Here is a 12,615-nt window from a genome sequence, read left to right as displayed (position 1 = left end):
CTCACCTCAATCTACGAACCGATATTATAGATTGCTCCACTGTCCGTGTTCAGACCAAGCTGTCCAAAACCATCAAGTGGCTTGGATATCCAATCCACCCGACTGTCCGCTTCAGCACCAATAGTTACTTCATCATCTCGCCAACGAATGACCTGCTGGTGATGCCTGTCCCAGAAACGCCACAATGCTGGCTGGCTTAACAGTTGCTCGCGAAATGGCTCATATATCCTATTAGCAGAAGCCTGAATATCCTGATCCAATACAACCGGTGGCAGGAAAACGATCTTGGAACGAAAATCCTCCGTGAGGGTCATAAAGTACACACATACCGGCTTCTGCGTTTTGGCTAAAATACGAAAAATACCACTTCGAGTGCGAATTTTCGAACTTAGAAAAGGCAGTTCAACAGCATGGTTATCCGTATTGAATCCGGTCTGTCCATCTACAAACAGACTGAATGATCCACCTTTTCGCAAATGGGAATACAACCTGATGCCAATCATCTCATCCTCTGCATTGAGCAGTTCCGCACCTGCATACTTGCGGATGGCCTCCCAACCGGACAGTTTCTTCTCTTGTTCCACTGTTTCCTGCTCGGCAATCAGATAGAATGGAAGCTTGGCAGACATATGACCTGCACGTATTTCCTGTCCGATCGTAATCATATTGTGCCTCACAAAACCATAATGCCAGGTTAATAATGCACCACCTTCACGCAATGTTGCCTGCAGATGTTCCCGCCCCTCTACCTCATCCCACTCCATAAACGAATAGGGGCTTTTCTTGTGTTCGTTAATCGTACGAAGAAATGCGAGATAGTCCATCCAGATGGACTCAGCAGACTGCTTCGGCTTGAGCGGAGCCATCTCCTTGATAATGTTCATTAGTGCATAAAAGGACCCCAAATGAATGCCATCCTTCCGCTCCTTATGAAGTTCATCTCTGACCTGTTCACGGTACATATCATATAAAGATCTAAAGTTCGTCATCTATGTGTCCCCTCCAAGGCTTGAGATACTCTAAGAGCACCCTTTCCGTGTCGCAGGTAATTTCGGTGCATGCCATCCATCATATACGTAAGCATTCGGAGGGCCATCTCATATTGCCCCGGAATGCATTCTTCCAATTCTGCTTCCTGCCCTTCCACCATATCAAAGCCCACATAGGGCAAGGAAGATTCCAGTGCTGCGATCACACAGTTTCGAGTGTTAAACCATGAGGGGCCTCCACTGATAGGAAAATCAACATAAGGGAAACTTCCAGGATCAAGGCAGTCCAGGTCAAACGATAAATAGGCCGCTTCCGCCTGAAACTTGTGCTGTACTTCAAGCAGAGCTGTCGTTACTCGTTCCGGGGTCATCTGTTCTGCAGGAATCTGAACCAATTTGGGATGTTTGTACATCTGATCTACAGAACGCAGGCCGCGCAGACCAATCTGCACAACTGCGGCGATACCGTCCTCCTTCAGTAGATGCCTTACAAAATTGGCATGATGCATCTCATCCTGATGAATGGCATCCACCCCACAATCATGGTGGGCATCGAACTGGACAAGTATGATTCTTGCATTGGATCGACTCAATATGGATTTCAGAACGGAATACGTAATGGAATGATCACCACCAATGCAGCACAGTAGCGCCTCTTCCCTTTCGGTATATACCAGAGCTGAGTTAAGACCCTGGGCGTAGGATAAATCCGTATCATCTGTTTGGCAAGTACCCAAATCCTGCATCATTACAGATTCAAGTAATCTCTGGCCACTGCCAATGTCATATAGTCCTGATGTGCGGGATTGCGTCAGAGCTGGATACATTACCTTTTTCCATGATTCGGCCCGAAGCGATTGCTCAAATCCCGCGACTTTTGATCCCTTCATACCTGAACCTCCGGAATAGGGGATACCCAGCATATAGAGATGCGGTGAATCTTGACCTACAAGAGGTTCAAATGAAAAAAAAGGGACATCCGTAGGGTTAACGCCATCTAGCTGGGGGACCGGACGTGTCTCCAACTCTGCAGCGGGTTCAATCTGATAGAACTGGCTGAACATCTCATCGGCTGCAATCAATGTATCACCGATGCGGCGTACCAGGTAGGCAGGTTCCGGAGCTTGCATAAAGAGACCTCCTTTATTTGATATGGGTTATATCTAGGTCGAATAACTCTGAGCAGCCAGACCCTCCTGCTCCTCCACGTCAGTTGATTTGTTCCCAGATGAATCTGTATAGTCCTTTTTGAACATCCTGATCACGGGTAAAATGCATAATAAACTCGCTGCATTAACAAAAGCAATGACACCGTAGAAGTATCCCACATGATCAAAGATTCGTGTCAGCCCCCAGCCTGCAACAATAATAAGCAGAAAATACGCAGCATTCATAAGCAGGGCCTGATAGCCGCGTCCGCTCTGTTCCATGGTAAGCAGCGTTGTCATCATAGGTCCCATGGTCAGATAGGAAAGGGCAACCACTGCCAGATATCGGGCCGCTTCTGCACGGGATACGGGGTCCGCAATCAGGAAAGCTGTCAGCGGTTCCCGCCATACCCAGATGGATACGGCAATTACGATATAAAGAATGAATGACTGTATCAGACCTCTGCGATAGCTTTCATATGCACGTGGTCGATGAGCCTCCTTGAGATTATGATTAATCATGATTCCAATAGCCGATCCAATAACAATTCCGGGCAGTATGGCCATCGTCTGAATTCGGTATCCAACTCCAAATCCAGCAACAACCCCTTCGCCAAAGCGACTGACGATTTTGTTGAAAAAGAAGGTACTCAAAAAGATAAGACAATACGAAATAAATACGGGAATACCTACCTGCTGAAGTGCAATGAGATGTTTCCACACCAATGTTATCCGTTCATACACAAATTCCTTCCGTAATATCAGTATCAGGAGGCTTATGAGTAAAGAGAGTGTAGAAGAAATAAGATTGGCGTACACAATTCCCTTCAATTCCATTCCAGCCACTGAAACGAACCAGTACACCAGCATAATGTTGAGCAATGCCGTACCTACGGAATTCCACGCTGCCGCTTGAGCCCGGCCCAACCCACGCAATGCGGCACCACCCACCGCTGCGAGCACAGCGGGTACACCCGCTGCCATCATGCCTGCTACATACATGGTAAACAAGGGCCTTACATCAATAGGAACAGCATAGAACCAGGAAAGAAGTGGTGACACGAGCATAACTACACCGCCAGCAACAATCGAAAAAATAGCTGCGCTGCCAAGCATATGTCCCAGTAGCGAGGTAAAAGCCCGAGAGCCCTCCCCTCTGCTCCGGGAGACAGCAACCTGAACCGACAATTGCATGGCTTCCACAAGCGCAATCATGATAAAGGAAATGGGAATATACAGTGATAGCACATATAACACGGTCTGACTGGTATGACCCATAAAAAAAACATTGACCAGCTGCGTCGTTACGTTAACTAAAGAAGCAAGCAGCATCGGGATTGCAGTGCGGATTAACAGCCGGTTAACCGATCCCGAAGTGTAATCCAGACCTTTCAAATTCAATCCCCTCCTCCATTCATGATGTCTTCACTTCCTGATGTAGTGTGAGACGACTTAGGACAGGCAGATGTACTACGTGTACACAGCACGCTGATAACAGCCGTTCGCCATCCCAGGATATCAATAGAACATGATCATCTACCTTGATGTTTCCGTTCTGTAATTGTACAGCGAGCTGTATCCACACATCGCCACTCTGGTAATCGATGGTCTCAGGTATATGGTAGACTGGCTTACTGAAGGACATGCCTGGCTTCAAATAAGAGATTATGTGTCTACGCAATCGGGATTGAAGAACAATATTCTCCGTCTGACCAGCACCCATGAACTCATCTATAATGGATATCATCTCTGAAGCCACAGCATTCCCTTCGATATCATCAACCGTTCTCTTTCCTATATAATTCACGGCAAGAGCACCGGACTGACCGTTTAACTCCAAGGCAACAGCCATATCGGACAGATCGTTGGGAGAGTTGTGCTCTTCAATCACACGTTGTTCGGACAGAACAAACATCCCCCGTTCCTTTCTCCCTAGTGTCCATGCCGCAACCTGCATGCCTTCCGTAGCAGCGAGTGGTCCCATATGGGAAAGTGCCAGTGGATAATTCACCTTCCAGGAAGGAGACTCCAGAATTCGGGCCAAAGGTGGATTCATGGCGTAACGTTCAGGATAGGTCTGGGCAAGAATCAGCAGATCCCAGTGCTCACTTGTACCCGAAGCCAAAGGTTCCATGACAACCATGGCAAGATCACCGGCAGTTATCTGTTGATCACCGGATCGCAAAGATCGGGTTCGCACAGTGAATCTGTCATAATAGTTCTCTTCCATATATATATGTGGAGATAAGTAATAGTAATCTTCCACATCGAGCATGTCTGTGGTGTACATGTGATCTTCGGCCGTAACCCAACAGATATGATTAACATAGACGGACATCGCGCGAGGGTTATTCAGCGTATCAGGCATGCTTCATTTTTCCATTGGCATAGGCTTGGAAAACGTTGATCTTCTGAATGGAGGTCGTTCCTTCCATGAATTCGAAGGCACGCGCATCCCGATACCATTTATTCAACAAAGGATGGTCAATCATGGAACCAGGTCCCATCAGGTCAAGCGCCAGTTCCGTGGCCTCCTCGGCCAATGCTCCGGCACGAATTTTACTCAAGGAAGCGAGATAGCCTTTCTGCACATCCGCATCAATCTCCGCCGCTGCGCTGCGAATCATGTTACGGAGTGAATGCAAGCGCATCTCCAGTCGCTCCAGCTCCATCTTCTCCCTCTCCGAGAAAACAGACCTCTGCTCCTTCACATAATCATATGCTGCCCGTGCCACGCCAAGCGCAAGTGCAGCGACACCAGGCCGCATGCGATGAAAGGTCTGAAGCGCACCCCATAATCCACGCTTGGTTGGACTGAGATGACGCCCGATGATATCTTCCTCAGCCAGCGGAAAACCATCGAACGTGAGGTGACTTAATTGCACACCTCTAACCCCCATCGTATCCAGAGGTGTAGCACTGAATCCCTGCACAGACGTGTCTACCAGCGCAATCTGGATGCCGAGAGGTGTACGATTGGTCTGAGCAAATACCAGTCCGATGCTGGCACGACTGCCATTACCAATATAGAACTTCTGTCCGTCAAGGTTCAGTCTGCCTTCTCCATTCCGCGAAATTCGTGTGCCAATTCCGGTAGCATCCGAGCCTTTTTCCGGTTCAGTAAGTGCGAAGAATGACCACGCAGGTCCCTTGAGAAAATGGGAATAGTACCTCTCCTTCTGCTTTGAATCAGCCAGGGCTGATATGATTACACTGGACATCGATGGACCCGGACTCCCGAGGAATACACCGGCATCTCCTGCCGACAGCTCCTCAATCGCGATAACTCTTTCCAGACAGGAAAGACCATAATATCGTTCCTGACCTACCGTAACGATCGGTTCACCGCCATATTCCGGCGGGATCATCATGCGATTGATGGTTCGCAGAGATGCCAGATGTGTAAACTCAGCTATACGCTCAGGTTCACGGTCAATGACCAGGCCAATATCACGTAATTCCGTGGCATATTGTTTCATTTCCTGCTCAAAAACAGCAATGGTGGATCGTGTAATCATCAGAAGGCCTCCTTCGGAATGAGCAGCATATTTTTGACCATTTGACCTACATACACGTAGGCCGAGATCGCATGGCGCAAATATCCAAACCCTCCTCCAAGACGCTGCAATTGGCGGAAGGCCTCATCCAGTTCTTGATGAACCCATGTACTTGTACGAGCCTCGGAAATGCCTGATTGCTCTAATACGAATTCATCCGACTGAATGGTCTCCGCCATATAGAGTACAGTCAAAACATCAGCAATCATACCCTTGACCAATTGATGCTGAAGAGTGGATTGCCCGCCTGAGTTGCGACTGGATAGATGATGACGCACTTGCTCCAACCCCGCGCTGCACAGTTCAGTACGGAAATAAAGCATACGGTTTCGGAGATCAGCTATATCGGCTGTTACTTCATCTTGTCTTTCAACACATGCCACATCTTCATTCCCAAGTTCCGATATTCGATAGAGTACCAGACCAGATGGCTCCAACATCCGATCTTCCACCCGATCCGCACGTACCTGTTTCCATTCGTAGATCCGGCCTGTCTCTGCATGACATATCCATGGCTCACTTTTCACGAGTTCAGGTGTCGCCAGTATTATCCCTCCTTGGCAAAGCAAGACGGGACGTGTATCCAAACGCAACATCGCTGCTTCCAGCAGATCTGTTACAGCCGGAACTGGACGACCTGCCGCCTCTGTACCCATCGGCACAGTGCCTACCGCATCAGAATTCAAGACTGACATATGCACTCCTCCTATTGACTCAAGATCAACAATCTCCATGCTCGATTAACGCAAAACCAAAAAAACTGCCCAGCCCAATGCTGACCAGTACGGACCTTTCGCCCTTATGCACCCATTCATTGTCTAGCCCGGAGCTTAGATTGATGAACGCATCCGTGGAGAAGGTATGTCCAATCTGCGGGATATTATCCAGGTAAATTTGTTTTTGATCCATGCCTGTACGCTTTGAAAATTCCTTCCAAGTAGTCCAATTCACATTGTGGGGAAAGATATGATCTACATCATGAAGTGTCAGGCCCTCTGCTGACAGCAGCTCTTCCATGCCTCGAATGATATGATCCACATACAGCTTGTTAAATGACGTCATCTCTTCCACTTCCGCATAGTATCCAGTATGAAACCTCGTATCCCGAAGAACATGCGCTGCCTGTAAGACGTGCTGACCATGATTTCTGGATAGAAGCATGGCAACAGCCGCGTCACCCAGAATCGTAGACTTTCGAATATATCTCCAGTCGGGAGGCATGAAATTAAACTGATCGGCACATACCAATAAAACATTACAAATATCAGGCTGTGTACGGGAGATTCGTTCAAGCCATTGAAGAGCGGCTATCGAGGACGCACAATTCATCTGTGAAATACTATAAAAGGGGATATGCTCAAGCCCATATTCACTCAGAGCCCGCTGCAAGGGCCTATAATCCCCTGGTGCTTGTACATGTGCAGAATGGGCATAGATCACAAGGTCAATGGCAGGCAAGGGTTGTCTGTCAACAAGCTGTCCGATCGCGCGAACGATAGAATGATCCAGGTGCTGACCTGGAGGGGTAACGGGAACACCGTTCAGACGATGATATTTGCGCAGCAACTGCAGCTCCCCTTTACCCAATCCCAAGGATTCGAGGATAACCTCGGGCTCTTCGATCTGATCAGGTAAATACACACCAATATTGACTATACCCAGCCCCATCACGTTTCCCTCCTCTCGATTACAACTCTTCGTACCCACCTGTATGAATGAGAAGTGCATAAATAAACTTGTCATCTGGTTCCAGATGCATCAGACATATGTATTCATCTGCGCACCGATCTTCAAGAAGTTGCTTCAGACCAAAGAATGGTGCAGCGCTCCAATGGGCAGGATCGTAACTCCCTTGCCAGCCTGTAGCATGAAACCATTCGGTACCGGACACTTCCTGCTCCAACAGCGGATGGACAAGAAGCCTGATCTGAGCCAGATTAACGGATACCTGAACGCAAAGCCTGTCCAGCAGCAATTCTGCTGTCTCGGCAATCGAACTCTCGGCATATTGTATTTCCACACCGACAAGGGATGAGCCGCCTTGTGCCAACCGATCCAGAACCAGAACAGCTCCCGTGTCGGGTACTGCAATCTCGCCAACTCCTTCCGTCTCGTAGGGGAGAGACGTCTGATCAAGCACAAGCAGCATGCCCCGATCGTAGTTGCCACTGTTCAGATAATGCTGGAGCATATGAAGTGCCGCGAACGGTGCCCCGAACCCCATATCGTTCACGGCAAAGCTCAGGAACCGTGCCTGATAACGGTCCAGCAGATAGTTGACGATGGAGATATCTGGACGAATATTGGGAAAATGATAGGCCAGCAGGAGAACATCCACGTCTCCCATGATCTGATCCAGTCCCGACTCTTCAAGCAGTAGTACACTCATATCATGATAGGCATTGTTATAACGACCCTCCAGCAGATGAAACCGGGGTACCACGGGGGACCCCGCCAACAAGTCACTGTGAAATCTTAACAACTCCGGATGTTCGAACGGAGGCTGCTTGTCCGTAAACAGCCTGACCTTCATGTCCCGGATGGTAACAGGCGCCGCCATCAGGCAGCAACGAGTTGCTTTTCGATATATACAGCTAGCGAACCCACTGTATTAAATACATCTGGCTCCAGTTCATCCGGGTCGATCTCAAGACCGTCAATACGGTCTTCCAACGTCATCAATAGTTCCAGAACAGACGTTGAATCCAGATGAAGTTCATCAAATAAGGATGTGTCCCATGTAACAGCCTGGTTCTCTTCCATATTCAGCACTTCGGCAAGGGCACCTTTGATTTCTTCAAGCAATACTGCGGTTGTCATGATCATCATCTCTCCTCATCTGTTGGTTACTGCGGAATGTGAAACAGGGATCAAACGCTGTTTGCCCAGTAGATCTTCGGGAGTATCCCTTTCCCGAATCAGATGGGCTTCTCCACCACTAACCATTACTTCAGCCGGACTTCCATGACTGAGAAAATGGGTCGGTGAAGCAGTAGGGCCGTAGGCACCGGAATGAAATACGCCGATTAAATCCCCTTGTTCAACGGGAGGCAGGTTTACTTTTTTGCCAATAACATCATTCGGGGTACACAAAGGGCCAGTGACATTAAACTCTGCAACCGGGGATTCTCCGTAACGTGACAAAGATGCAATCGGGAAATTGCGCTTCACATACGAGCCGATTCCGACCGCAGCCATATGACAATTCGTACCACCATCAGTCACGACAAACGTCTCCCCATACGATTCCTTGACATATAAGGCTCGGCTAACCAGTATCCCACTGGTTCCCACCAGATACCTTCCCAGTTCCATGAACAGTCTGATGTCAGGATGCTTTTCCTTAAATTGTTCGAACAAAGGGTTCAATTGTGCAGACAGGGCACTCACAGACAGCGGCTGTTCTCCCTCGTAATACGGAACTCCGAGACCACCGCCCACATCTACCATCTGCAGCCGAATACCCAGTTGCACCTCCAGCCGTTCGGCGAGCTCCAGAATGTGACGTGTGTTCTCCACAATAGGTTCCACGTCAAGCATACGGGTTCCCATGTATACATGCAGACCGATAATATTCACATGTGAGCATTCTTCCAATTGCTGGCGCCCCTGCATCACCGTATCCTCATCCATGCCAAACTGGCGTGGTTTGCCACCCATCGTGAGCCGTGATCCCTTCACGGCAAAAGAAGGATTGATTCTCAGGGCCACGGGGACAATCCGTCCCTCTTCAGCTGCAATGGCCTCAATACGGTTAAGCTCCTGAAACGATTCACAGACGATTGCGTAGATGCCATGACGAATGCATGCGGTTATCTCCGCGTCGGTCTTGCCTGGTCCGAGGAAGATTATACGCTCCGGCTTCGTACCCGCCTGTAGTGCGGTATGTAATTCGGCCATGGAACAGACCTCTGCCTGAGCTCCAAGCCCCTGAAGCAGGTGAACAATTGAAATATTGGGATTAGCCTTTAATGAGTAGAACAATTCCACCTTTGGAGTCAGCAGGCTGCGAAGTTCTTCATATACTCGCTCCAATACCTCAGCGTCATAGACGTATAATGGTGTACCGAATCGTGCAGCGATAGCCGAAATCGCAAGCCCTTGAATCTGATAATCTCCAGACATCTACTTCACCTCGTTTAGGAATGATAGCTTGGCTTCAACCGCAGCATCCGTCGCCCGTAGCTGCTCAGCCGAATGAGCAATAATGACACCATAGAGACGACCAGAGAACACACGATCTTCACCTTTGAAGGCCGCATTAACCGTTGCAAAATTGTTGATAAGTATTCCCTCGCCCTTCAGCGGATCAAATAACAGAGGACCAAGCGTTGACCTTAACTTTCCATAATCCAGGCGGTGATTCAAACGAAGTGTATATTTTTTGGCCAAAGCTAACATCCCCTCAGGAATCCACTGGTTCTGGATCTCAGTCTGATACGTGGACATGTTAAACCTTGCATTGATCTCCAGATTAGGCCACACACTTCCGTCCTCATCCAGAATCGCATCGATCCCGGCTACACCGTAGTATCCGTCCCGATGGAGCGCAGCACCTATTTGCAACGCTGCATCCCGAATTACCGCGATCTGCGAATCACCAAGATGTGGTGGCATGAGATGCCCCTGATGAACACCCTGTTCGACCAGGGATTCCTTCACACCAAGAAATTCAACCTCACCACTCCGATGAACTAAAATCTGATAATTCAGATCACATGTTTTGTTCATCCACTGCTCCAGCACATAATTCACGGCTCTTGTCCCATTTTTGCTTGCCTGTTTCTCCAGCAATTTCATGCATTTGTGGAAACGGGCTTCATCTGCAATAACGGTGATTCCCTTGCCCGAGACGCCCATCGAATCCTTCATGACAATACGCCCACCCTGTTCCAGCACGGATTGCATACGTTCAAATCCGGACGTAAGTTCCTCCAGAGAGTAACACTCACAGCCAGGAATCTGACGGATACCCAGTTCGGCATTAAGCCTTCGGGAGTAGCCCTTATCATTGACTTTGCGGAAAATGTCAGCCCGCGGTACAGCAAGGGGAATACCTGTGCGTTGGGATAGTTCTTCTTCCTGATCCGAGGCTCCGAAGGGAACCAGATAAGCCTGTATATCCTGTCTATCTGCCAGTTCACGCAGCCTGTCCAGCGTACGCTGACAATGCAGGATGTTAGCTGTAATGTTCATTCCCGGTTCATTATATTCAGTAGCAATTAAACGGGATCGACCAAAACCGATGGCCTGTGCATCTGCTATAAACCCGGAATCCGGCAGTTCCTTGAGCAATACGACATCCTGTTCACCTGCCAGGAAAATCCCCAGCTCCTCCATCCGGTTTACAACGTCAGCAGCCGAACCAACACTCAGGGAAGGCAACTTCAGTACCCCCTGCTCATTCCAGTATTCTTCGACTTCAAAATTGTTTATATAAATAAAAACAGCTTCATCATGACCTGTAAGCGCCCGCTTCAGCTTTCTCGAAAATCCGGTCAACAGTGCGGTCAATCTCATCACCTCGTTCTTCTGCGAACTGCATCACCGCCACGCTGAATGTTGCTCCCAGCCCAACCGTGACAAGCAAATAGTAGTCGTCCTTCTGCAAAAGCCCCTGATCTGAAATCTCTTTCAGATTGATATAGGGATCGGAACAGAAGCAGTGCCCGATTTCCCCCACATTGGATGTGTACACCCGCTCCATTGGATAGGACAATCGTGCAGCAACCTTTTTCCATGAAGACAGATTCACATTGTGCGGGACAATATAACGGATATCCTCCAACGTCAGGCCCGCCCCATCGATTGCCTCGTGAATGACATCACAGAGCTGGGGTGTATAGATTTCCTGAAATTCCTTGAGCGTCTCGGGATCACCTGTCAGCACGTTGCAGAATTGTCCAAGGGTTACGTTCGTAAGCCCCATCATCCTGCTTCCCGGCCCTGATTTACCAACCAGTACGGCTGCCGCAGCTTCGCCCATAACGGTTGTATTGGGGATGAGCTGTACAATGGGACTGAATGTTTTTTCACCTGTTACGATTAAAATATGATCATCCTCTTCCAAAGAGGGCAGCAATGTTGCAGCAACATCCAGCGCAATCAGACCTGAGGCACAGTTCTGCTGTGTCAGTGAAAACGCAATGGCATGATGCATACCGTAAGCCTGCTTCAGACCTTGCAATACCTTCATTGGAAAGGGGAAATTTTCCTGAATTGTGTGGCAATAAATGATATACTTGATGGAAGATGGAACAACCGTCGGACTGTTTACCACCTGGGCGAGCACACGTCCTAACAGCTTAGTCAGATCACCGTCTTTGTCTTGCGGAACCTGTTTCAGACCGTGAATTTTCTCCAACACTTTGGTCTGAGCTTGTTTGAGTCCCAGATGTTCGTTTAACTCCCGGACAGGAACGACGGACTTGGGAATGTATGACCATATTTGCTTGATATGCATCAGTTTAGGACACCTCGTTATACCTATCATACGGAGCACTCTCAATATAGGGAGAGAGCTTCATCCGAAGCTCTCATCTATTGGACTAACCATAATGCCATAGTAGATACAAGGGATTATGCACGAGCTGCTGCTGCACGGGCAGATACTGCGCGAGCTGCTGCTGCGCGAGCCGAGACAGCGCGAGCTGCCGCCGAACGAGCCGCTACTGCACGAGCTGCTACTGCACGAGCACTAACTTCACGTGTTTCGCCCAGCACGTTCACTTCCGATTGTACTGCTTCCAACTCTTTGTTCTTCAATTGTTCCAATGTAATGGGAGTCGCTTTAATGACCATTGATTTATTCCTCCTTTCGTCTTGGATACTATCATTCTATAATCTCCCAATTTGGATTTAAACTGTAAAAGGAGGTAAATGGATTTCTCGCACGCCTTACCCCTTGCTATTACCAACTCC

Annotated in this window: 13 protein-coding genes; all 13 read right to left on the bottom strand. The window is 48.6% G+C overall.

The genetic code is table 11. The annotated features are described in order from the left end of the window. Window positions 1-11: 11 nt before the first annotated feature. Window positions 12-989 (bottom strand): hypothetical protein, encoded by a 978-nt coding sequence (locus tag ABTV53_RS02215; RefSeq protein WP_421893162.1) that lies wholly within the window; start codon window positions 987-989, stop codon window positions 12-14. Further along, a complete protein-coding gene (locus ABTV53_RS02210; protein WP_433750130.1) occupies window positions 986-2,119 on the bottom strand; it encodes an arginase family protein in 1,134 nt (377 codons plus the stop codon). The genes ABTV53_RS02215 and ABTV53_RS02210 overlap by 4 nt, the downstream gene beginning before the upstream one ends. Window positions 2,120-2,152: 33 nt before the next feature. Further along, a complete protein-coding gene (locus ABTV53_RS02205; RefSeq protein WP_421893168.1) occupies window positions 2,153-3,538 on the bottom strand; it encodes an MATE family efflux transporter in 1,386 nt (461 codons plus the stop codon). 13 nt (window positions 3,539-3,551) lie between these two features. Then, window positions 3,552-4,505: a hypothetical protein gene (locus ABTV53_RS02200; protein ID WP_433750127.1), complete on the bottom strand. Its 954-nt coding sequence runs from the start codon at window positions 4,503-4,505 to the stop codon at window positions 3,552-3,554. Further along, window positions 4,498-5,655 (bottom strand): acyl-CoA dehydrogenase family protein, encoded by a 1,158-nt coding sequence (locus tag ABTV53_RS02195; protein WP_433750125.1) that lies wholly within the window; start codon window positions 5,653-5,655, stop codon window positions 4,498-4,500. Before ABTV53_RS02195 ends, ABTV53_RS02200 begins: the two co-directional genes overlap by 8 nt. Then, on the bottom strand, window positions 5,655-6,389 hold the full coding sequence (locus tag ABTV53_RS02190; protein ID WP_421893177.1) for a hypothetical protein: 735 nt from the start codon (window positions 6,387-6,389) through the stop codon (window positions 5,655-5,657). Before ABTV53_RS02190 ends, ABTV53_RS02195 begins: the two co-directional genes overlap by 1 nt. 25 nt (window positions 6,390-6,414) lie before the next feature. After that, a complete protein-coding gene (locus ABTV53_RS02185; RefSeq protein WP_421893180.1) occupies window positions 6,415-7,362 on the bottom strand; it encodes a 3-oxoacyl-[acyl-carrier-protein] synthase III C-terminal domain-containing protein in 948 nt (315 codons plus the stop codon). A gap of 19 nt (window positions 7,363-7,381) precedes the next feature. Next, a complete protein-coding gene (locus ABTV53_RS02180; RefSeq protein WP_433750120.1) occupies window positions 7,382-8,137 on the bottom strand; it encodes a hypothetical protein in 756 nt (251 codons plus the stop codon). Between the two features lie 116 nt (window positions 8,138-8,253). Then, on the bottom strand, window positions 8,254-8,514 hold the full coding sequence (locus tag ABTV53_RS02175; protein ID WP_215074751.1) for an acyl carrier protein: 261 nt from the start codon (window positions 8,512-8,514) through the stop codon (window positions 8,254-8,256). A 15-nt stretch (window positions 8,515-8,529) separates the two neighbouring features. Next, complete coding sequence (lysA, locus tag ABTV53_RS02170) at window positions 8,530-9,819, bottom strand: diaminopimelate decarboxylase (RefSeq protein WP_433750117.1); 1,290 nt, start codon at window positions 9,817-9,819, stop codon at window positions 8,530-8,532. Then, entirely contained in the window at window positions 9,820-11,214 is a 1,395-nt protein-coding gene (locus tag ABTV53_RS02165) for an ATP-grasp domain-containing protein (RefSeq protein ID WP_433750115.1), read from the bottom strand. Further along, a complete protein-coding gene (locus tag ABTV53_RS02160) occupies window positions 11,150-12,157 on the bottom strand; it encodes a 3-oxoacyl-[acyl-carrier-protein] synthase III C-terminal domain-containing protein (RefSeq protein WP_433750112.1) in 1,008 nt (335 codons plus the stop codon). Before ABTV53_RS02160 ends, ABTV53_RS02165 begins: the two co-directional genes overlap by 65 nt. Window positions 12,158-12,273: 116 nt before the next feature. Continuing rightward, window positions 12,274-12,495, bottom strand: coding sequence for a hypothetical protein (locus ABTV53_RS02155; RefSeq protein ID WP_433750109.1), 222 nt, complete (start codon window positions 12,493-12,495; stop codon window positions 12,274-12,276). Window positions 12,496-12,615 lie beyond the last annotated feature (120 nt).

It is taken from the genome of Paenibacillus amylolyticus (assembly GCF_050990605.1).
GTDB lineage: Bacteria > Bacillota > Bacilli > Paenibacillales > Paenibacillaceae > Paenibacillus > Paenibacillus amylolyticus_H.
This window is presented reverse-complemented; position numbering and strand designations above follow the sequence as displayed.

Bases quoted from the DNA above. Each gene is read 5' to 3' on its own strand.
- ABTV53_RS02190 (WP_421893177.1), bottom strand. From the start codon at position 6,389: ATGTCAGTCTTGAATTCTGATGCGGTAGGCACTGTGCCGATGGGTACA.
- ABTV53_RS02155 (WP_433750109.1), bottom strand. From the start codon at position 12,495: ATGGTCATTAAAGCGACTCCCATTACATTGGAACAATTGAAGAACAAA.
- ABTV53_RS02165 (WP_433750115.1), bottom strand. From the start codon at position 11,214: ATGAGATTGACCGCACTGTTGACCGGATTTTCGAGAAAGCTGAAGCGG.
- ABTV53_RS02195 (WP_433750125.1), bottom strand. From the start codon at position 5,655: ATGATTACACGATCCACCATTGCTGTTTTTGAGCAGGAAATGAAACAA.
- ABTV53_RS02210 (WP_433750130.1), bottom strand. From the start codon at position 2,119: ATGCAAGCTCCGGAACCTGCCTACCTGGTACGCCGCATCGGTGATACA.
- ABTV53_RS02160 (WP_433750112.1), bottom strand. From the start codon at position 12,157: ATGCATATCAAGCAAATATGGTCATACATTCCCAAGTCCGTCGTTCCT.
- ABTV53_RS02185 (WP_421893180.1), bottom strand. From the start codon at position 7,362: ATGGGGCTGGGTATAGTCAATATTGGTGTGTATTTACCTGATCAGATC.
- ABTV53_RS02200 (WP_433750127.1), bottom strand. From the start codon at position 4,505: ATGCCTGATACGCTGAATAACCCTCGCGCGATGTCCGTCTATGTTAAT.
- ABTV53_RS02215 (WP_421893162.1), bottom strand. From the start codon at position 989: ATGACGAACTTTAGATCTTTATATGATATGTACCGTGAACAGGTCAGA.
- lysA (WP_433750117.1), bottom strand. From the start codon at position 9,819: ATGTCTGGAGATTATCAGATTCAAGGGCTTGCGATTTCGGCTATCGCT.
- ABTV53_RS02175 (WP_215074751.1), bottom strand. From the start codon at position 8,514: ATGACAACCGCAGTATTGCTTGAAGAAATCAAAGGTGCCCTTGCCGAA.